The organism is Daejeonella sp., assembly GCF_046590655.1.
Taxonomy (GTDB): domain Bacteria; phylum Bacteroidota; class Bacteroidia; order Sphingobacteriales; family Sphingobacteriaceae; genus Daejeonella.
Genome location: NZ_JBKJUM010000146.1, coordinates 1 through 20793 on the forward strand (window position 1 = coordinate 1; position 20793 = coordinate 20793).

17 protein-coding genes are annotated in these 20793 nt (G+C 41.1%); 9 read left to right on the top strand and 8 right to left on the bottom strand.

The window, feature by feature from the left end; all coding sequences use genetic code 11:
• From ACLL8Z_RS13485 to ACLL8Z_RS13520, 8 genes are all read left to right on the top strand, one after another.
• A partial coding sequence (locus tag ACLL8Z_RS13485) for a large ribosomal subunit protein bL28 (RefSeq protein ID WP_411275334.1) occupies positions 1-165 on the top strand: 165 nt, incomplete at its 5' end.
• A gap of 127 nt (positions 166-292) precedes the next feature.
• Entirely contained in the window at positions 293-475 is a 183-nt protein-coding gene (gene rpmG, locus ACLL8Z_RS13490; RefSeq protein ID WP_079703649.1) for a 50S ribosomal protein L33, read from the top strand.
• An 89-nt stretch (positions 476-564) separates the two neighbouring features.
• Positions 565-732, top strand: coding sequence for a DUF4295 domain-containing protein (locus tag ACLL8Z_RS13495; RefSeq protein WP_411275310.1), 168 nt, complete (start codon positions 565-567; stop codon positions 730-732).
• 188 nt (positions 733-920) lie between these two features.
• Complete coding sequence (gene ftsY / locus ACLL8Z_RS13500) at positions 921-1883, top strand: signal recognition particle-docking protein FtsY (protein WP_411275311.1); 963 nt, start codon at positions 921-923, stop codon at positions 1881-1883.
• A 14-nt stretch (positions 1884-1897) separates the two neighbouring features.
• Positions 1898-3229: a 30S ribosomal protein S12 methylthiotransferase RimO gene (rimO, locus tag ACLL8Z_RS13505; protein WP_411275312.1), complete on the top strand. Its 1332-nt coding sequence runs from the start codon at positions 1898-1900 to the stop codon at positions 3227-3229.
• Positions 3230-3278: 49 nt separating this feature from the next.
• Positions 3279-4871 (top strand): bacillithiol biosynthesis cysteine-adding enzyme BshC, encoded by a 1593-nt coding sequence (gene bshC / locus ACLL8Z_RS13510; RefSeq protein WP_411275313.1) that lies wholly within the window; start codon positions 3279-3281, stop codon positions 4869-4871.
• Positions 4872-4876: 5 nt separating this feature from the next.
• Entirely contained in the window at positions 4877-5986 is a 1110-nt protein-coding gene (locus ACLL8Z_RS13515; RefSeq protein ID WP_411275314.1) for an Ldh family oxidoreductase, read from the top strand.
• 134 nt (positions 5987-6120) lie between these two features.
• Positions 6121-8838 (top strand): carboxypeptidase regulatory-like domain-containing protein, encoded by a 2718-nt coding sequence (locus ACLL8Z_RS13520; RefSeq protein ID WP_411275315.1) that lies wholly within the window; start codon positions 6121-6123, stop codon positions 8836-8838.
• A 104-nt stretch (positions 8839-8942) separates the two neighbouring features.
• Here ACLL8Z_RS13520 and lepB read toward each other — a convergent pair whose 3' ends face one another.
• The 5 genes from lepB to ACLL8Z_RS13545 form a co-directional block, all read right to left on the bottom strand.
• Positions 8943-10046, bottom strand: coding sequence for a signal peptidase I (lepB, locus tag ACLL8Z_RS13525; protein ID WP_411275316.1), 1104 nt, complete (start codon positions 10044-10046; stop codon positions 8943-8945).
• A 20-nt stretch (positions 10047-10066) separates the two neighbouring features.
• The gene (gene dapB / locus ACLL8Z_RS13530; protein ID WP_411275317.1) at positions 10067-10810 is read right to left on the bottom strand and encodes a 4-hydroxy-tetrahydrodipicolinate reductase; all 744 of its coding nucleotides are present in this window, start codon (positions 10808-10810) and stop codon (positions 10067-10069) included.
• A gap of 93 nt (positions 10811-10903) precedes the next feature.
• Positions 10904-11491 (bottom strand): DUF5683 domain-containing protein, encoded by a 588-nt coding sequence (locus ACLL8Z_RS13535; RefSeq protein WP_411275318.1) that lies wholly within the window; start codon positions 11489-11491, stop codon positions 10904-10906.
• 32 nt (positions 11492-11523) lie between these two features.
• Positions 11524-12426 carry a ParB/RepB/Spo0J family partition protein gene (locus tag ACLL8Z_RS13540; protein WP_411275319.1) on the bottom strand — a complete coding sequence of 301 codons (903 nt, stop codon included), beginning with the start codon at positions 12424-12426 and terminating at the stop codon, positions 11524-11526.
• 7 nt (positions 12427-12433) lie between these two features.
• On the bottom strand, positions 12434-13237 hold the full coding sequence (locus tag ACLL8Z_RS13545; protein WP_411275320.1) for a ParA family protein: 804 nt from the start codon (positions 13235-13237) through the stop codon (positions 12434-12436).
• A gap of 177 nt (positions 13238-13414) precedes the next feature.
• Here ACLL8Z_RS13545 and ACLL8Z_RS13550 point away from each other — a divergent pair, with 177 nt between their 5' ends.
• Positions 13415-13936, top strand: coding sequence for an NADPH-dependent FMN reductase (locus tag ACLL8Z_RS13550; RefSeq protein ID WP_411275321.1), 522 nt, complete (start codon positions 13415-13417; stop codon positions 13934-13936).
• Positions 13937-13993: 57 nt separating this feature from the next.
• Here ACLL8Z_RS13550 and ACLL8Z_RS13555 read toward each other — a convergent pair whose 3' ends face one another.
• The 3 genes from ACLL8Z_RS13555 to leuS all read right to left on the bottom strand — a co-directional run bounded on the left by ACLL8Z_RS13555 (position 13994) and on the right by leuS (position 20748).
• The gene (locus tag ACLL8Z_RS13555) at positions 13994-14920 is read right to left on the bottom strand and encodes a cobalamin-binding protein (RefSeq protein ID WP_411275322.1); all 927 of its coding nucleotides are present in this window, start codon (positions 14918-14920) and stop codon (positions 13994-13996) included.
• Between the two features lie 288 nt (positions 14921-15208).
• Positions 15209-17695: a TonB-dependent receptor domain-containing protein gene (locus ACLL8Z_RS13560; protein ID WP_411275323.1), complete on the bottom strand. Its 2487-nt coding sequence runs from the start codon at positions 17693-17695 to the stop codon at positions 15209-15211.
• A gap of 266 nt (positions 17696-17961) precedes the next feature.
• Entirely contained in the window at positions 17962-20748 is a 2787-nt protein-coding gene (gene leuS, locus ACLL8Z_RS13565) for a leucine--tRNA ligase (RefSeq protein ID WP_411275324.1), read from the bottom strand.
• Positions 20749-20793 lie beyond the last annotated feature (45 nt).

The following is a 20793-nucleotide window of genomic DNA, read 5'->3' on the forward strand; positions in this document are numbered from 1 at the left end:
AAAACCAAGCGTAAGTTTTACCCTAACCTGCATGTAAAAAAGTTTTACATTCCAGAAGAAGACAGATGGATCACGTTGAAAGTTTCTACTTCAGCGATCAAAACCATTAGTAAAAATGGCATCACGGCCGTAATTAATAAGTTCCTTAAAAAAGGGTATATATAGTTATAAGTAGTAAGTTATAAGTAATAAGTTTCAGGAATATCTTAAAAATCACACTTGTTTCAAGTAATAAGCTTGATTTATAACCTAAAACTTATAACCTACAACCTACAACTCAAAAAACAATACAATGGCTAAAAAAGGCAATAGAGTTCAGGTTATTTTAGAATGTACCGAGCACAAAGAAAGTGGCATGGCTGGAATGTCTCGTTACGTTACAACTAAAAATAAAAAGAACACCACCGAACGTCTGGAGTTGAAGAAATTTAACCCTGTGCTTAGAAAAGTGACTGTTCACAAGGAAATTAAGTAATATGTACTAAGTTATAAGTAGTAAGTTATAAGTGTAAATTTCCATCATGCACTTACAACGTATAACGTATAACGTATAACTCAAAAAAAATGGCAAAGAAAGTAGTTGCAACCCTAAAAACCGGAGCTGGTAAGGAATATTCAAAAGTTATTACTATGACAAAGTCTCCGAAAAGTGGCGCTTATTCATTCAAAGAAATTATCGTTCATAACGATCACGTTAAGGATGCTATCGCTGGATCAAAAGGCGGTCAGTAAACCTTTACACTGAATTAAAAAAAGCCGCCCGCGTTATATCGTTGGGGGGCTTTTTTTATATACATAGGAGTTGTAAGTTATAGGTAATAAGTTTTTGCACTACGGCTAATTCAACATAGCCAGATAATTGATAACTTCCAACCTATAACTTATGACTTATAACCTATAACTTACAACTTACAACTCCTATGGGATTATTCGATTTTTTCAAAAAGAAAGAAAGCAATGTTGAAGAACAGGAGGCTCTCGATAAGAGTTTAGAGAAATCAAGGGAAGGCCTGTTTTCGAAGATCACAAAAGCTGTAGTTGGAAAATCAACAGTTGATGATGATGTGCTGGATGAACTTGAGGAGATCCTTGTAACTTCTGATGTTGGTGTGCAAACTACATTGAAAGTAATATCCCGGATAGAAGCGCGTGTAGCTCGGGATAAATATATAAACACTTCTGAACTCAATGAAATACTTAGGGGGGAGATTCAAAACCTGCTTTCTGAGAATAATAGTAATGACTTCCGAAATTTCGAATATGGCGATCACAAGCCTTATGTGATCATGGTAGTCGGAGTAAATGGGGTTGGTAAAACCACTACGATCGGCAAACTTGCTCATAAACTGAAATTAGCCGGCAACAAAGTAGTCCTTGGGGCAGCCGATACTTTCAGAGCAGCTGCCGTAGATCAGATCAGGTTGTGGGGCGAAAAGGTTGGAGTCCGCGTCGTTGCGCAGCCTATGGGTTCAGACCCCGCCTCTGTGGCATTTGACACATTACAATCTGCTGTTGCCAACGGCGATGATGTAGCTATAATAGATACTGCCGGCCGCTTACATAATAAAGTTGCACTTATGAACGAGCTGACTAAAATTAAACAGGTTATGCAGAAGGTCGTACCCGGCGCACCTCATGAAATCCTGTTGGTTCTCGACGCTTCGACTGGCCAAAACGCTATAGAACAATGCAAGCAATTTACTCAGGCTACTGAAGTTAATGCTCTGGCACTTACAAAACTGGACGGCACAGCTAAAGGCGGCGTGGTTATTGGGATCTCTGATCAGTTCAAAATTCCGGTGAAATATATTGGTGTGGGTGAGGGAATAGACCACCTTCAATTATTTAACAAGAAAGAGTTTGTCGACTCGCTTTTTAAATAATTAGAAAAGATAAGATGAAGACTAAAATCAGCGCAAAGATTCTGCCAGTGAAACCGAGGGTAAATGTTATTACCCTGGGTTGCTCAAAAAACATTCATGATTCAGAAGTGCTGATGGGACAACTTCGCGGAAATCAGATGGATGTGATTCATGAAGCAGAAAACTTAAACAACAACGATATCATTGTAATCAATACCTGCGGCTTTATAGATAATGCAAAGCAAGAATCTATTGACACTATTTTGCAGTACAGCCAGTTAAAAGATGAAGGCCGGGTTGGAAAAGTGATCGTTACTGGCTGTCTTTCTGAGCGTTATAAACCGGAACTCCAAGCTGAAATCAGCAATGTGGATTCCTTTTTTGGCACCAACGACCTGCAAAATCTTTTAAATTCCATCGGCGCCAATTATAAACATGAATTGGTTGGAGAACGGCTTCTAACCACTCCTTCTCATTTTTCATATTTTAAAATTGCTGAAGGCTGCAACAGACCCTGTTCGTTCTGTGCAATTCCTTTAATGCGGGGCAAACATGTTTCTAAACCGATTGATGAACTGGTCAGGGAAGCAAAGTTTCTGGCCAAAAATGGAACAAAAGAGCTGATCCTTATAGCCCAAGACCTTACTTATTACGGATTGGACCTGTATAGTAAACGTAATCTTGCCGATTTGATCCGTAATCTTTCGGATGTGGATGGAATCGAATGGATCCGTCTGCAATACGCATACCCTTCCGGGTTCCCGATGGATATACTCGAGGTGATGAATGAAAGGTCAAACGTTTGCAACTACCTTGACATGCCTCTTCAGCACATCACAGATAATATGCTAAGCTCTATGCGCAGGGGAATTACGAGGCAGAAAACAGTTGATCTGGTTAATTCGATCCGCGACAAAGTCCCTGGAATCGCCTTACGTACCACTCTTATTTGCGGTTACCCCGGAGAAACGGAACATGACTTCCTCGAGATGAAAGATTGGGTTGAAGAAACCCGCTTTGAAAGACTGGGATGCTTTACTTACTCCCACGAAGAAAAAACACATGCTCACCAATTGCACGATGATGTTCCGGAGGAAGTTAAGCAGGAACGGGTGGATGCAATTATGGCCGTCCAGCAGTATATCTCCTATGAGAAAAATCAACAAAAGATTGGCCAGACTTTCAAAGTTTTGATAGATAAAAAAGAAGGTGATTTCTTTATCGGACGGACAGAATTTGATTCACCTGAAGTAGATAACGAGGTATTACTAGACGCTAGAGCCGATTATGCAACTCCAGGCACCTTCGCAAACGTCCTAATTGACAGAGCTGAGGATTTTGATCTCTATGGACAAATTGTCAAATAATCGATACTCCCTAACGTATTTCAGCAAATTCCTCTAATTTCGCTTCTTAATGAAGGCAATTTATATTGATTATAGCGAAACAAATAGTTTCTCACCCGCAATAATTCGCTATCTGGAGAACGATCCTGACCTGGAGCCATTTTGTAGTTTCAAGGCTGATATCGATGGTTTTAGACAATTGATTAATTCAAAAAAGCACGAGTGTAACCGCCAGGCCCTTGTCGAAGTGCTTAATGAACAATATTCCCGGCTTGCGCAGTCTGCTGAGACGCCGGTTCGCCACAATATCGATCTCCTCCTCCAAAATGATACTTATACCGTAACAACTGGACATCAGCTAAACCTGTTCACGGGCCCCTTATATTTTATATTCAAAATAGTTACCGCAATAACCCTTGCGAAAGAGTTAAAAATTAATTTTCCGGATAAGAACTTTGTACCGGTGTATTGGATGGCTACTGAAGACCACGACTTTGCAGAGATCAACCATACATTTATTGCTGGTAAAAAGGTTTCATGGGATATCCCGACATCAGGTGCAACGGGCCGCATCAGCACCAAAGAATTCGAAAAGACATTAAGGGATTATACGAGCACGCTAGGGATGTCTGAACATGCAGAAGTGCTAAGCCAACTAATGGTCAGTGCTTATGCAGAACATTCCAACCTGGCCGATGCGACGCGTTCAATCGTTAATGCTCTTTTCCAGGACTATGGTCTGGTTATTCTTGACGGTGATGACAATCGGCTGAAAAAGAATTTCTCCAGCATAATCTACAGAGATATAACGGAGCAAAATAGTTTCGAAAATATTTCTGAAGCAAACGAAAAATTAAACTGTATTGGACTGGAAAGCCAGGTAAATCCACGTGAAATAAACTTCTTTTATTTAAAGGACGGCCTTCGCGAGCGCATCGTTTTTGAAGAAAGCAGGTATTCAATTTTAAATACGGAAATAGCGTTTACAGCCGAAGAACTTCGGAAAGAAATTCAAGAATACCCCGAGAGATTCAGTCCGAATGTTGTGATGCGCCCCCTTTATCAGGAGGTTGTGCTGCCTAATCTTGCATATATTGGAGGAGCTGCTGAGATAGTATACTGGCTCCAGCTCAAGCAAAATTTCGACTTTTACAAAATTGATTTTCCGACTCTGCTTCTCAGAAATTCTGCAATACTGACTTCAAATAATCTAAGATCAAAGCTTTCCCGCCTTGATCTGGATCTCAAGGATTTATTTAAAAATACGGAAGACATTAGGCAAGAATGGATCCTGGCTCATTCCGCCCATGTACTTAGTCTTAATGAAGAATTGTTGGACTTAGATGATGTTTTCGAAAAGATTAAGCTACGAATTAGCAAAATAGACTTAACGCTTGTCGCGAGTTTGGAAGCAGTAGAAGCAAGGTTACATAAAGCAATGAAGAACCTTGAAGGGAAGTTAATGAAAGCAGAGAAAAGAAATTTCTCTGACGCCCTCATTCAAATCGATTCCATTAAAGAAAAAATTTTTCCCGGGGGTGGGCTGCAGGAACGCACTGAAAACTTTGGCTTATATTACGTTAAATATGGCAGGGGTTTTATCGAGGGCCTTGTAGAAAGTTTCAAGCCTCTTGAAATGAAGTTTACCATTTTAGAAGAATAGCATTCATGGCTTATCATACTTTCGCTGAAGACAAACTCAGAAGGTTCACTATTTCTATTTTCCTGAAAATTGGTTGCTCCCAGGAGCACGCCGAACTCGCCGCAGACGTACTCATAAAGTCTGATCTCCGTGGCATCGATTCGCATGGAGTGGCCCGCCTAAGCGGATATGTGAGGCTTTGGGAAAAGAAACGGATAAATACCAGTCCGGATATCAGGGTTATTCACCAAACTCCTACAACTGCAACTGTAGACGGAGATGCAGGCTTAGGCCTGGTGGTTGCTCCATTCGCGATGAAAGTTGCAATTGAAAAAGCAGAAAAATATGGTTCTGGCTGGGTTGCCGTAAAGAATTCGAATCATTTTGGAATTGCTGCATATCACACTATGCTCGCTGTTGAAAAGGATATGATTGGCATTGCGATGACCAATGCGAGTCCCCTTGTTGCGCCCACATTTGCTAATGAAAGAATGCTCGGCACTAATCCAATGTGTTATGCCTTTCCTTCGGGAAAATATCCTCCAGTTGTCGTTGATATGGCTACTTCTGCAGCGGCAAATGGCAAACTTGAAATTGCGCAACGGTCAGGAAAGCCGGTGCCAGATGGCTGGATTCAGGATAAAAACGGAAAACCTTCCACTGACCCGCATGAATTAAAAAAGGGCGGCTCCTTACTTCCGCTTGGAGGTGACCGCGATCATGGCAGTCATAAGGGTTTTGGGCTTAGCGCTACGGTAGATATCTTGTCGGCAGTGCTTTCGGGCGCTAATTATGGCCCCTGGGTCCCTCCTTTTGTGTCTTTCCTTGAGCCATCTGAGAATCCTGTCGGGGAAGGTATCGGCCATTTTATCGGAGCTATGAGAGTAGATGGATTCCGGCCGGTAGATGAGTTCAAATCTCACCTGGATAACTGGATTGAACGGTTTAAGTCGGCAACTCCTATTTCTAAGGAACAAGGTGTTATTATTCCGGGTGAGCCGGAGCTTTGGGCGGAGAAGGAACGGAAAGTTAGTGGGATTCCTATTGTTGAAGCAGTTTGTCAGGATTTGAATGAGTTGGCGGAGAAGCTTGGGGTTGGGGGACTGAAGGCTGAAGTCGGAGGTTGGAGGGGCTGAGTCGATCGTTGAATTATGGTTTATTTTTATTCAAGTCTCTATCCTGATTTAACAAATATGTTAAATATCAACCAAATTGCCTTTTAAAGGTCTTATAAGCATATATTAGCAAGATATCTTACTTTTAATTCCGAATGAAGGGTCTGCGCATATTAATCATTACATTTCTAAGCTTGTTTCAGACTGGCTTACTATATTCTCAGGATACTCTCAGCCTCAATAATTTAATTAAAAAAAATCAGAAGGTAATAGAAGAATTTCCGACGGAAAAGGTTTATCTGCACTTCGACAAACCGTACTATGCCGTGGGCGATACGATTTGGTTCAAAGCCTATATAGCTTCCGGCCAAGATCAGCCCTCCGATCTAAGTAAGATAGTATATGTGGATGTCATTTCCGAGAAAGATACCCTGATTAGGACATTGCGCATACCTGTGGTCAACACTTCTGCCTATGGCAGTATAACGCTTGATCCTTTGGTTTATAAATCGGGGAATTATAGAGTTCGGGCTTACACATACTGGATGCTTAACGCGGATGAAGAATATTTTTTCACTAAGAATATTCAGATTGGGAATGCAATTAACCGACAATTAATAACATCAATCTCTATAAAGGGCGGAGACTCGGGTGGCTCGCCACGCGCAGATGTACGAATATTGTACAAAGACGCTGCGGGAAAGATAATACCTAATGCCCGGGTTAGCTGGCGACTAATATCAAATTTTGAGGATGTCCTGAAAGGCCGCGGCACAACTGATTCGCAAGGTATGCTTACCCTTGCGCTTACCACTGACCAGAAAGCAGCCTTCAATACCGGAGTGCTCGAAACGATTCTGGAAACTCCGGATAATAAACAAATCACATCGACATTTCCAATGAAAAATGTGCTGGCAGATGCGGATATCCAGTTTTTTCCTGAGGGCGGAGAATTTGTTGAGAATATTAGATCAAAAGTTGGTTTTAAAGCAGTTGGAGAAAAAGGCCTGGGCATTGGAGTAACAGGTGAGATAGTGGATAACACGGGAAAAGCAGTTACTTCCATATCGTCGCAACACCTCGGAATGGGCATTTTTGGGCTTTTACCCGAGCCAGGGCAGTCTTATAAAGCCAACCTTACATTTTCGAATGGGATAAAAAAAACTGTTGCTATTCCGGTGGCAAAAACTACGGGAATTAGCTTGTCAGCAATAAATGCAGACCCGGCCAGCTTATTATTAAGAGTAACAAGTAACGCAGCTTATTTTTCTGCAAACAGAAATCAAAATTTTTACATTGTAGGCAGAAGCAAGGGTGTTATTTGTTATGCTGCCCGAGCATCTCTAACTTCAGCCACATTCACTGCTTCAATTCCGAAGGATAAATTTCCTACTGGCATAGCACAAATTACATTATTTTCATCTTCCGGCGAGCCCATAACCGAGCGGTTGATTTTTATTAAACAACAGGATGTAATTGTACTAACTGTTAACAGCGACAAAAAAAGCTATGGCGTAAGGCAACCGGTGAAGATGACCGTGACCGCCAAAGGCAACAACACACCCATTGAGGGGAACTTTTCGATATCAGTTATTAATGAAACCAAAGTCCCGTACAATGAAAACAAGGAGTCAACAATATTTAGCACTTTCCTTTTGTCGTCGGAGTTAAAAGGTTATATCGAAGAACCAAATTATTATTTCAACCAGGTAAATGAAAAGAAACGCTCTGATCTAGATGTGCTGATGCTCACCCAGGGTTACCGGAAATTTGCTTATAAAGACATCATCGCAAACAAGCTGCCTACAATCAGTTTCCTTCCGGAGCAGGGAATGGAATTTACAGGAACCTTACGAACTGCAAACGGAATGCCTGTATCCCGAGGTTCACTAAAACTAGTGGTTCCGGAAAGCAGGTTTTATGCTGAAGCGTTGACAGATGTAAATGGAATCTTCAGATTCAAGAATGTAGTAGTTCCTGATTCTGCGGAGGTTTCGATCAGCGCAAGAACCGCCACAGCGGGACGGAATATGATGATCATGCTTGACGGTGCTGGAGTTCCAAGACTGACCAAAAATGTAAATGCTCCCGACGAAGTATTAAATATCGATAGTATCCTTAATCCCTATCTCCAAAACAGTGAAAGACAGTATAGGATGTCTACTCAAATGCTGCAAGAAGTTGTGGTGAGAGCAGCTCCCATTAAAAAAATCAGCCATGCAGATTTCCCGGCACTCTCGGGCTTAAGTATGCTTGCTGATCATTTGATTGACGGCGAGAGATTTAAAGGCTGTAATGTGATGCTAAATTGTCTGCAAGGAGCGGCTAGTGGTTTAACTTTCGCAGACAATACCTTCTATGTAACACGAGTGTATAATAGCGGTTTAAGAGTACCAGTATCAATATTTTTGGATGGAATGCAAATTGAAGCAACATTCTTAAATAATATTGTGCCTTCGGAGGTGGAGAGCATCGAGATTTTCCTGAGAGACGATCTGGGACTGGTTAACCGAACCTACGGAACAAACGGTGTATTATCTATATATTCTAAGAAAGACGCTAAAAAAAGCGTCACTGCCGATGATCTAAAGAAATTGTTCCCGCCAAATAACGTCTTAACTTTCACTCCACAGGGCTTTATTAAAAGCCGGGAGTTCTATTCGCCTAAATATCTTACACTTCAAAGCCGTACAACCGGTTCAGACCTGCGTACAACAGTGTACTGGAATCCAAGAATATTCACCGATAAAGAAGGCAAAATGTCCTTCGAGTTTTATAACGGCGACAATAAAGGGGATTTTAAGGCTACTATCGAAGGAACTGATATTGATGGGAATTTGGGGAGGTTGGTTTACCGGTATAAGGTTGAATAGAGGTCGGAAGTCTGAAGCCGGAGATCTGAGCTGTTCGGAGAGGCTGGGTGTCCAGATGTCAGAAATCCATCAGACACAGACTTCCGACCTCAGACTTCAGACCTCTAATGTATCCCTCCCAATATCCTGCTCCACCGAATCTTATTCAGGAATGTTCCATTCGTGTCCCAGCTCATCCAAACAAAGAGTGCTTTACCTACAATATGATCTTCCGGTACGAAACCCCAATAACGCGAGTCAAGTGAATTATCCCGGTTATCACCCATCATCCAATAATAGTTCATCTTAAAGGTGTAGGTCGAGGTTTGCTTACCGTTAATCAGGAAACTATTACCTGAACGTTCGACTTTATTTCCTTCATATAAAGTAATAACCCGTTCATAAACAGGGTAGGAAGCACTGTCAAGTGTAACGGTCCATCCTTCTTTAGGGACAATTATTGGACCGAAGTTATCAGCCGACCATTTATTATTAGGGCTTTGGGGAAATATCTGCAAATCTGATGGTGCGATATATCTTTCTACTGACTTAACGTTTGTCCATTTTTTAACCATGGCTGCATCGGCACCCGTCATATTGAAGAAATATTCATTTTCTCCAGAACGCTGCGATTCAATATGCATGTCTTGAAGTGTCTGCGGATTAAACTCAGTACCATCTGACTGTACTTTATAATACTTTTCACCGAATTCAGGCACTTCACCTGGTTTACTATTTACAAACACCTGTGCATTGATGATGCTAATTGTGTCTCCACCGATAGCGAGGCATCGTTTAATATAATTTTCGCGCTTATCAACAGGCCGAGATAGAGGGGGATCTGCATCCATCGGGTAGTTAAAAACAACTACGTCGTTACGCTCCACGTCACCCAGACCGGGAAGGCGTCTGTACTTCCATTGAATTCCATCCCAATATGCTTTGGTACCGGTAATCGGCATAGTATGGTGAGCGAATGGGAAAGAAACAGGAGTGATCGGCATCCTTGCGCCATAGTTAACCTTGCTTACGAAAAGAAAATCACCTACTAAAAGGGTTTTCTCCATCGAACCGGTTGGAATAGTATAGGCTTCTATGAAAAGCCCCCTAATGAGTGTTGCGGCAATTACTGCAAACAGAATAGCATCAAACCACTCTCTCCCCGCACTTTTCCTTTCTCTTTTCTTCGTTTCCTTAGACTTATTTTTATTCCAAAACTTCCAGTTCATAGTGCTTTTATAACAAAAAATTAAACGCTAAAATCAAACATATCTGTGATGTTAAAAAACCCGGTTTTATTATGCAGCCATTCTGCGGCCAGGACAGCCCCCAGCGCAAACCCTGCTCTACTGTGGGCTTTGTGCTTGAATTCGATATCATCGACTTCCGAGCTATAGATAACTGTATGGGTTCCGGGAACGTCATTAATACGATGCGATTCGATTAGCAGTTGGTCAGGTTTCGTTATCAGTTCGTTATTCGAACCAATTAACTCATTCACCCAATCACTCTTACGACGTAGCTCTCCGATTATACCTTCTGCAATACTCATTGCAGTACCGCTGGGCGAATCAAGTTTTTCAGTATGATGAATCTCTTCAACCTGAACCTCATATTGAGGATATCTATTCATAATTTTAGCAAGGACCTTATTTACAAAAAAGAATACATTAACTCCCACACTAAAGTTGGATCCATAAAGCAGCGAATTGTTACCTTCATTACATTGATCCTTTATTTCCTGCAAACGGCCGTACCAGCCTGTAGTTCCCACCACGATCGCAACACCAGCATCAAAACAGAGTGCTATGTTCTGCAAAACAGCGTCAGGAGTGCTAAAATCGATTGCAATGTCCGCATTTTTAAGATTTTTGATGGTTAGATCATCCAGATTTTCTGCATTCACTTTCAGAACAATATCATGCCCTCTTTCGATAGCAAACTGCTCAATGATATGTCCCATTTTACCAAAACCAAGAATTGCTATTTTCATTCTATATAATTTATTTTACCGCACCGGCGGTACAAAGCTTCCTGATGTCAACCAGTATTTATCCTGCAAATTAATTGAAAAAAAAGAAATATCTCATAAAGATAACCTGACCTTAAACCCAATTGTAGTTCCAGTTGGCAGGGAGGCATTATAAATTTGCGAGGGTTGAATAAACGGATCCACTTTAAATGATAAATCGTCTGAAACATCGAATCTAAAAAATTTAGCATCAATATATGCGTCGATTATTTGCACCGCATAAAACGCTACGCCGGCAAGTATTGAAAGGTCCCGCGTTCTCCTGTAATCATCTTTTATTCCTATAATCCCTTCATCAGTATATGGCTTCCAGGCTGGATTAGCTTTCGATGGATCTTCCTGCCGAAACTGCGCTTCTGTGAGAAAAATTTTATACTGCCGCTGATTGAATTCATAGACCAACCCAATACCAACGAAACCACCATAAACAAAAGGCACTTTCCACCAACGCTTATTGTGGATTTGCCCTAGTCCGGGAACTATCGCAGACCTTCTGGCGGCAATCCCTGGCATGGCTTCGATGGCAAGCCGGGCGGAGTCTTTAACTACGCCGTTAGTAGCAACTTTAGGTTTGTCTTGTTTTCTTTTAGGAATACTGTCAGAAATTTGGGAATAAACTTTTAATTGCGTTAATAAACACATGCAGATAATTAAGTTTAGAAGTTTACCTGTCATTACCAGTCTAACATTTCCAAAATTCGGTTCAGGTCATCGTCAGACATGAACGTTATTTCTATAGAACCAGTTCCCTTGTCGTTTAGTTTTAACTTAACATTGGTCGCAAATTTCGACGCAAGGTCATCCTGAATTTTCATATACTGGAAAGAAATGCCGCCCTTTTTAGACGCCGGATTTTTATGTTTACCTGACTTTTCGATCTGGCGAACTAATTCTTCAACCTTTCTAACGGAAAGACCGCGACTTATTATCTCCTGAAAGATAAATAATTGCTGATCAGGGTTCTCGACTGAAATTAAAGCGCGAGCATGGCCCATAGAGATCTCCTTGTCACGAATTGCTGCCTGTATAGCTGGCGGAAGTTTAAGTAAGCGCAGATAATTTGTGACTGTTGACCGATTTTTACTCACCCTGCTACCCAGTTCTTCCTGCTTCAGGTTACACTCATCAATCATTCTCTGAAAGCTCAGCGCCACCTCAATCGCATTCAAATTTTCGCGTTGGATGTTTTCTATTAGTGCCATTTCCAGCATCTGCTGGTCATTGGCAGAGCGTACGTAAGCCGGAATCTCATCAAGACCGGCAAGCTTTGTAGCGCGTAACCGTCGCTCACCGGATATAAGCTGATATGAATTTTGACCGGCCTTACGGACAGTTATGGGCTGAATTAGCCCTTGAAGTTTGATTGATTCGGCAAGTTCCTGAAGCGCTTCCTTATCAAAATCTGAGCGTGGTTGAAAAGGGTTAACCCCAACCTGATTTATCTTTACAAAACTTATCGACCCTAAAGAAGTGCTTTCATTGCTGATCTGCTGCTTTCTGTCGCTTTCCAGCAGATCTGAATCATCTAACAATGCTCTTAATCCCTTTCCCAGGCCTGTTTTCTTCTGATGCATCATAAAATAACTAAACTAAGGCTTGCTTTGCGGCTTCTTCATTCGACACTAGACCGTTTTTACGTATGATCTCCCGAGCCAGATTAAGATAATTAATTGCTCCTTTGCAATTTGCATCATGCATAATCACTGAAATTCCATAGCTAGGCGCTTCACTAAGGCGGGTGTTCCGCTGAATAATAGTATCAAACACCAGATCCTGAAAATGCGTTTTCACTTCTTCAACTACCTGGTTCGACAAACGTAACCGAACATCATACATCGTTAAAAGAATTCCTTCAATCTGTAGTTCTGTATTTAAACGGTTTTGAACAATTTTGATTGTATTCAATAACTTTCCAAGGCCTTCTAAAGCGAAATATTCACACTGAACGGGTATTATAACTGAATCTGCTGCAGTAAGAGCATTGATGGTGATTAATCCTAATGATGGAGAACAATCAATTATGATAAAATCGTAATTATCACGAATCTTCTCAAGAACAGCTTTCATCTTGAACTCACGGTCTGTGAGGTTGATCATCTCTATCTCAGCGCCAACTAAATCGATATGAGCTGGTAGTAAGTCAAGATTTGGCGTTTCCGTACTTTGAATAGCATCTGAAGGATCTATTTCATTAATAATACATTCGTAAATACTTGCTTTTATTGTACGGGGGTCAAAACCTATGCCCGACGTTGAATTAGCCTGCGGATCCGCATCGACCAACAAAGTACGATATTCTAGCACAGCTAAACTGGCTGCCAGATTTATTGAAGAAGTTGTTTTTCCAACTCCACCTTTCTGGTTAGCTAACGCGATGATTTTACCCATTTCTTAGAAAATAATTACAAACAACTGATATTAAGTAAGCCAATAAGTATCTGTAAGGCAGTAAAAAACACTACTTTTGACATATCTGAATGGCTTTTTACCCAGGATTAAAGATAACAAACTTATAACTATTAAACCGGCGGGGCGATTTTCGTTTTGCACATCTTATTAACAAAAATGATCACTATTATTTCAGGGACAAACCGCGAAGGAAGTTATACACTGAAGCTTGCTGAATATTATCAGAGACAATTATCTGCCAAAGGTTATGATGCCGGCTTACTTCCCCTAACCCTACTTCCTGACAATCTCATACGCACTGACTTATACGGAAATCGAAGCGAAGCGTTTCAATCAATTCAGGATATAATTACACTTACCAGCAAATTCCTTTTCATATTTCCAGAATACAATGGCAGTTTCCCCGGTGTTCTTAAAACTTTTGTCGATGCCTGTAAATTTCCTGAAAGTTTTTACGGAAAAAAAGCGGCATTAGTAGGTTTATCTTCAGGTAAATATGGCAACGTACGGGGAGTTGACCACTTTACTGGTATCTGTCATTATATCAATATGCATGTCTTACCTCTTCGAATTCACATTCCGTCAATTAACATGGAATTTGATGAGAATGGAAACTTGGTTAGGGATGATACTATGAGATTTACCGATCAGCAGATAGAACAATTTATCTCGTTTTGATTAGAAACTTAGGAAATTGACAAATTTGCTAAGTTCCTCATTTTCTCATTTGCTAATTTACACATTAAACCTAAGCCACCCCTCCCCTTCATATCCGAAAACAAATTGCCTCTCATTGATGATCTCAGCAAGAATTTCAATACTGTCTGTAAGTCTGGGGCCGGAGCGGTTGAAATATTGGTTTCCGTCAGCGATGTAAATCCTGTTATTCATCACTGCTTTCAAACCCTTCCAGCCGGGGAGATCAAGTAAAAGATCAATCTCCTCTAAGGTTCTAGGTATAGAAAATCCACAGGGCATCACAACAATTATATCGGGATTTTCACGAATAATTTCTCCAAAATCAACAAAGGGTGAATGCTTACCATTAATTGCAAGTATCGGGTTACCTCCAGCGATCTGAACTAATTCAGGGGTCCAGTTGCCTGCAACCATAAGGGGAGCGAGCCATTCAATACAGGCTACTTTCGGTTTTTCCGAAAGGAACTTAAGCTTGTGACGGATAATATTAAGTCTTTCATCAGCGCGCTCAAGGATGTCATCAGCTTGAGACGATACATTCAGAATTTTGGCTATCTTACTGATATCGTTATACACATCTGAAAGAGTGTTTGGCTGCAAGGATATAATTATACACTCCTTATCCAATAAGCCTTTAAGTGCCTCTTCCACTTCTTTTAAACTAACAGCACAAACTTCGCATTGGGCTTGTGTTATGATCACGTCTGGATTTAATTGTCTGATCAATTCCCTGTCTATTGTGTAAATCGACAAGGCATCGCTCAGAATTTCTTTAACCTGCCTGTCAATTTCAGCACTGTTAGATCCTGAAATAAATTTTGCGGAGGAACACACTGGGAGATGTCTTACACTTTCAGGAAAATCGCATTCGTGCGACCGTCCGATGAGCTGAGCTTCCAAACCAAGGACACAAACAATCTCGGTAGCCGCGGGAAGAAGGGAAATGATTTTCAGATCAGACATGTCAGAGATTTTGGCAAATGTACGATGATAAATGCAAGGCGCACATTTTTTAACCGCAGAGTACGCAGAGTTTTTCCTGCCTGCCGGCAAGCGCAGATTACGCAGAGTCTGGCTTTAACTTAGCCCTTGTAATACAAACCATTGTTGCATTGCAAAACCATTTTTGAAAAACTTTGCGAACTCTGCGGTTCAAATTTCGATGGGTAAATCGGAAGTACCCGTAGTAAACACATTCCCTTTAAAACGAAAAAACCCTGCCAATTGGCCCAGTTTCAATTCTTGCAAGTATTACTGATTCCCCGTATTTTGCTCGTTCTGTTTTAAGTCATCATTAGTTACTCCACGTTTTTTCCTTGGAGCCTGCATTGTCATCTTTCCGAAACGATAGCTGAAACTCATTCCGAAGGACCTGAACGGGAGTGAGAAATTGCTGGTCTGCGTAAAGTCGGATCCGGTTATATTCTGACGGAAGTTTTTATTTTCGTTAAAAGGGTCGATAACGGTCAGGCCGATGCTACCTTTCTTTGCCAGAATTTCTTTCTTCAATCCCAGATTCCACATATTAAATGATGGATTCTGTCCCTGAGCCGTACGGCGGGGAGAATTTGTGATCAGGAAAGTCTCAAAAGTAAGTCCTTTGGGAAATAAATAAGTAGCCATTAAGAAACCGTTGTAGAGCATTTGCACACCCAAATTCGCATTTGAAACAATCACAGAACTATTTGTATTAATGTCGTAAGTGAAAACATTAAAATTACCACGGAAAGTAAGTGGTTTTACCGGATTAATTTGCCCAAAGAAGTTGAAACCTACAGAGTTATTATTTCCCACATTTCTGTAGGTTGTTCTCGAGCCAGAAACGGTGTTACCTGTTGAAGGATCAGATACCGAAATTGGAAGTATAAAGCTTTCGATTATATCATTTGTGCGGCGATAGAATACTGAGGCATTAACCACCGTCTTTTTCACAAACATTGAGTAATTGAATTCGATATTATGCGACAATTCCGGTTTTAGTGATGGATTTCCTTGCGACTGGTTAAAAATATCTGCACTATTCAGGAAAGGGTTTAAGTAAAATAAGCTCGGTCTTTGTAAACGTTGATTATAACTTAATTTAATAGTTGAATAATTCTTAAATGTTCTTGACACAACAAAGCTGGGAACGAGGTTATAATAACTGCTGCTGAAAGGTGAAACACCGGTTCCAAAATTTCTCGCATCTCCTTCAATTTCTGTTGCTTCGTATCTCGCGCCCGCTCTGATACCGTATTTTTTTGCTATTGTAAAGGCAAACGTTGCATACGCTGAATATACGTCCTGATTATAATCATAAATATAAGTACGGGCTGATATCGGAGTAAAAATACTTGTGTTGGAATTGAAATTGCGTGTACGATTATCACTAATGATATCTCTTAAAATACCTTTGACTCCCGTTTCTAAAGTCACTTTTTTGAAAGGATGTGTGTAATCAAGCTGAATGGTATTTTCTGTATTATCCGCATCATTATCGCCATACTCATCAATACCAGTATTGGAGAAATCTGTCAGATAGTTGCTCTGCTGAACACTGTGCGACAACTGGTAAGCAAGGGAAATTTGTTGATCTTTCTTTTTGAATTTGTGAAGGAAATCGCTGCTCCAATCAATTCCATTCATTTCCATCGAATTATCACTCAGGCGTGTAAAAAGAACGGGTACACCTCCAAAACTATTTTCGTTGATGTTGCTTCCGTCCACTTGTGTATTAAAGCCGTTCAACCGTAAATTTGTACCGATAGAATTGAATGCATTGAAATCATAGTCGACACCGATTGAACCATTGGCAGCCAGGCGGTCTGATTCGCTCTTACCAGTTTGCTTTAATACTTGCGAACCATTATTTGTAGAGCGATTAAAAGATATTGTACTGGTTTGTGGCCAGGAATAAAAACCGCCGCCGTTCGCGGTAACTGCAAGACGGCCGGTTTTCGCATTAAGATTAACATTTCCGCTGTTTTGACGCGTTCCCACCCCGGCATTTACAGACCCGCTAACCCCGGCCAGGTTATTTTTCTTTGTTATAATATTAATTATACCTGATGTGCCTTCAGCATCATATTTAGCTGATGGAGATGTTATCACCTCCACATTTTTAATCTGGTCGGCTGGAATAGCCTTTAACGCATCGGCCATATTATTAGCCATTGAGCCCGAAGGTTTTCCGTTAATCAGAACTCTGACATTCTGGCTTCCTCGTAAAGAGACATTACCTTCAAAGTCGACTGAAAGAAGCGGAACTTTACGTAATACATCCGTAGCATTTCCACCGGCAATTGCAACATCCTGTTCCGCGTTGTAAACAAGTTTGTCTATTTTATTTTCAACAATCGGGGTTGTACCCGTTACAACGACTTCTCCAAGTGCTTTTGCATTCGGCAATAACAGTATCCGACCCAGGTTAAGGTCGGGTTTGGCTGCTGTGGTTGTTGCCGAATCAATTATCTTGGTTTGGTACCCTAAAAAAGCAATGGTGATGCGGTAAGAACCGGCAGCGATATTCTCCACCTTAAAAGATCCTTTCTCATCTGTTAACGCACCATTCGTCGATCTCGTTGTTCCCGCGCGACCAACCGCGATTGTAGCATAATCAATGGGAGTGCGGGTAACTGAATCGACAATGGATCCGGTTATTCTGCCGGTTACGGCGGCTGGTGCTGCAGCACCCAGGCCTTGTGCTGAAACAGCTCCAATAGATGATATAAATGCTAGTAATAGTAGAATTCTTTTCATTTGAATATAGTTTGTTTTTTATCTTGAATGAACCTGCCAGCCGGTAGGCTGGCTTGCCGGTGGGCTAACCTGCCTGTCGTTCAGGAGACGAGCTTGAGCTCATGCGGGTTTCGTATAATTGGTTTTGATATTAGTCGCACAGAAATGGCGATTGTTACACTTTCGTGCAGAATATTATAAGATTACATCTTAATTAAATAGATTCAAAGGAGGTCTTCCCGACGCTTAGAAATGATTGTGGAAAACTATTTCCACAATCCATGCACTTAAACAACCACGTTTATAATCTTTCCTTTTACAAATATTATCTTCTTGTGATTCTTGCCTTCCATATATTTTTGGACATCGTCATTACCGAGAATGATTGACTCTATTTCGGACAGGGTAAGGGTAAGAGGAATATTTAAGTTCAACCTGGTTTTACCATTGATAGAAACAGGATAGGAAAATTCATTTTCGACCAAGTACTCGGGGTTAAACTCCGGATAATTCGCTTCAGAAATTCTGCCTGCTTCATTTCCTAGCAGTGTCCACAGCTCTTCCGTTATATGCGGTGCATAAGGTTGTAGTACAATAACAAGATCGTGAAGGATTTTTCTTTTATTGCATTTCAGATCGGTAAGCTCATTCACACAGATCATAAAACTTGAAACTGAAGTATTGAATGAAAAACGCTCAATATCTTCTTCCACTTTACGGATAATCTTGTGTAAAGCTTTGTATTCTGCTTTTGATGGTACTTCATCAGAAACAATAAAATTAAATTCATCATCATGGAAAAGCTTCCAAAACTTACGAAGGAATTTGGAAACACCTTCTATACCATTGGTGTTCCAGGGCTTACTTTGTTCTAAAGGACCCAGAAACATTTCGTACATACGGAGGGTATCGGCACCATAACGCTCAGCAAGTTCATCAGGATTAACTACATTGAACTTTGATTTAGACATCTTTTCTATCTCAACACCGCATATGTATTTTCCATTCTCCAGAATGAATTCAGAATTTTCAAACTCGGGCCTGAAAGACTTGAATTTTACGATATCCAGGACTTCATTTTCAACGATATTCACATCCACGTGCATAGCGGAAGTCTTATATTCCGACTTTAACCCAGCGGAAACGAACGTGCTAACACCTTTTCCTGCCTCATCAATTACCCGATAAACAAAATTCGACCTTCCCTGGATCATTCCCTGATTAATCAGTTTTTTGAATGGTTCTTCTTCCAGTACAAAGCCAAGGTCTTTTAAAAATTTATTCCAGAACCTGCTATACAATAAATGGCCGGTAGCGTGCTCAGAGCCTCCGATATAGAGATCTACATCTCTCCAATAAGAGATAGCGTCTTTAGAAGCAAATTCGCCTTCATTCCGGGCATCCATATAACGCAACCAATACCAGCTTGAGCCTGCCCAACCGGGCATAGTGCTCAATTCATATTCAAAGTTATTGTGATATTTCCAGTTTGCAGCTCGTCCTAAAGGTGGCTCTCCGCTTTCAGTCGGAAGATATTTATCAACTTCCGGAAGCACAAGGGGCAATTCCGAAACATCAATCAGGTGGGGGAGCTTGTCTTTAAAATATACCGGTACCGGCTCACCCCAGTAACGCTGACGACCGAAAATAGCGTCCCGTAAACGGTAATTAATTTTGGCATTACCCACTCCCATTTCTTCCAGCTTATTAATGAGTATAGATGTAGCTGCTTTATAATCCAAACCGTTGATCAGTTCTGAATTGATATACTTTCCTTCTTTCGTTGGATCTGCTTGCATATCAAGATCAACCTGAGCGTCTGAAATGGCAACTATAGGAAGTCCGAATTTAGTTGCAAATAACCAGTCCCGCTGATCTCCCGAAGGAACCGCCATTACAGCACCCGTACCATAACCCGCAAGAACATAATCGGCAATCCATATAGGGATCCTCTCACCACTTACAGAATGAAGTGCATAACTTCCTGTAAAGGCTCCTGACACACTTTTGGTATCAGCCATTCGGTCGAGCTCACTTTTCTTCTTAGTTTGATCAACATAATTCGCTATTTCTTCTGTCCTGTCGGATGTGGTTAAAGATGCCACAAGCTCATGCTCAGGTGCAATTACCAGAAAGGTTGCTCCGAAAATTGTATCCACGCGCGTAGTGAACACGTCGACTGTTCCATCCCGGCTTTCAAGCGGGAAACTTACCAATGCTCCAACACTCTTTCCAATCCAGTTCCGCTGCATCTCTTTGAGAGGTTCTGGCCAGTCGATAGAATCAAGGCCCAGCAGCAGGCGATCGGCATAAGCCGTAATACGCATGCTCCATTGCATCATTTTCTTCTGTTCAACTGGATACCCGCCCCGTTCAGAAAAACCCTCTTTCACTTCATCGTTAGCCAGCACTGTACCCAACGCCGGACACCAGTTGACTGTACTCTCCCGAAGGTAAGTGAGACGGTATTTTAATAATTCAATTTGCTTGTCCTCTTCAGATTTACCTTTCCACTCATTGGCGGTTAAAGTACTTACATCATCATCACATACAGCTTTGATACCTTTACTTCCAGATTGTTCAAGTTTGCTGATAAGCGTTTCAATACCTTCAGCTTTATCGTTTTCCAGGTTGTACCAGGAATTAAACAGAAGCATGAAGATCCATTGTGTCCATTTGTAATAACCTGGTTCGCTGGTTCTTACCTCACGGCTCCAGTCGAATGAAAAGCCAAGGTTATCAAGTTGCTCACGGTATCTGTTAATATTGGCTTCAGTCGTAATTGCAGGATGCTGGCCGGTCTGAATAGCATATTGTTCAGCGGGAAGACCAAACGAATCGTATCCCATAGGATGTAATACGTTAAATCCTTTTAGCCTTTTATATCGGGAAAAGATATCGGAAGCTATGTAACCAAGGGGATGGCCAACGTGCAGTCCGGCTCCTGAAGGATAAGGAAACATATCCAGAACGTAATACTTAGGTTTAGAAGAGTTATTATCGACTTTAAACGTCTTATTGTCGGCCCAGAATTTTTGCCACCTTTTCTCTATATCCCTGAATTGATAATCCATTTAATTAAACTAAGGTGCGAAAATACCAAAAAAAGTTATACGTAC

Excerpts from the sequence above, each read along its gene's own strand:
- rpmG (WP_079703649.1), top strand. The coding sequence starts at position 293 with ATGGCTAAAAAAGGCAATAGAGTTCAGGTTATTTTAGAATGTACCGAG.
- ACLL8Z_RS13495 (WP_411275310.1), top strand. The coding sequence starts at position 565 with ATGGCAAAGAAAGTAGTTGCAACCCTAAAAACCGGAGCTGGTAAGGAA.
- ftsY (WP_411275311.1), top strand. The coding sequence starts at position 921 with ATGGGATTATTCGATTTTTTCAAAAAGAAAGAAAGCAATGTTGAAGAA.
- rimO (WP_411275312.1), top strand. The coding sequence starts at position 1,898 with ATGAAGACTAAAATCAGCGCAAAGATTCTGCCAGTGAAACCGAGGGTA.
- bshC (WP_411275313.1), top strand. The coding sequence starts at position 3,279 with ATGAAGGCAATTTATATTGATTATAGCGAAACAAATAGTTTCTCACCC.
- ACLL8Z_RS13515 (WP_411275314.1), top strand. The coding sequence starts at position 4,877 with ATGGCTTATCATACTTTCGCTGAAGACAAACTCAGAAGGTTCACTATT.
- ACLL8Z_RS13520 (WP_411275315.1), top strand. The coding sequence starts at position 6,121 with ATGAAGGGTCTGCGCATATTAATCATTACATTTCTAAGCTTGTTTCAG.
- lepB (WP_411275316.1), bottom strand. The coding sequence starts at position 10,046 with ATGAACTGGAAGTTTTGGAATAAAAATAAGTCTAAGGAAACGAAGAAA.
- dapB (WP_411275317.1), bottom strand. The coding sequence starts at position 10,810 with ATGAAAATAGCAATTCTTGGTTTTGGTAAAATGGGACATATCATTGAG.
- ACLL8Z_RS13535 (WP_411275318.1), bottom strand. The coding sequence starts at position 11,491 with ATGTGTTTATTAACGCAATTAAAAGTTTATTCCCAAATTTCTGACAGT.
- ACLL8Z_RS13540 (WP_411275319.1), bottom strand. The coding sequence starts at position 12,426 with ATGATGCATCAGAAGAAAACAGGCCTGGGAAAGGGATTAAGAGCATTG.
- ACLL8Z_RS13545 (WP_411275320.1), bottom strand. The coding sequence starts at position 13,237 with ATGGGTAAAATCATCGCGTTAGCTAACCAGAAAGGTGGAGTTGGAAAA.
- ACLL8Z_RS13550 (WP_411275321.1), top strand. The coding sequence starts at position 13,415 with ATGATCACTATTATTTCAGGGACAAACCGCGAAGGAAGTTATACACTG.
- ACLL8Z_RS13555 (WP_411275322.1), bottom strand. The coding sequence starts at position 14,920 with ATGTCTGATCTGAAAATCATTTCCCTTCTTCCCGCGGCTACCGAGATT.
- ACLL8Z_RS13560 (WP_411275323.1), bottom strand. The coding sequence starts at position 17,695 with ATGAAAAGAATTCTACTATTACTAGCATTTATATCATCTATTGGAGCT.
- leuS (WP_411275324.1), bottom strand. The coding sequence starts at position 20,748 with ATGGATTATCAATTCAGGGATATAGAGAAAAGGTGGCAAAAATTCTGG.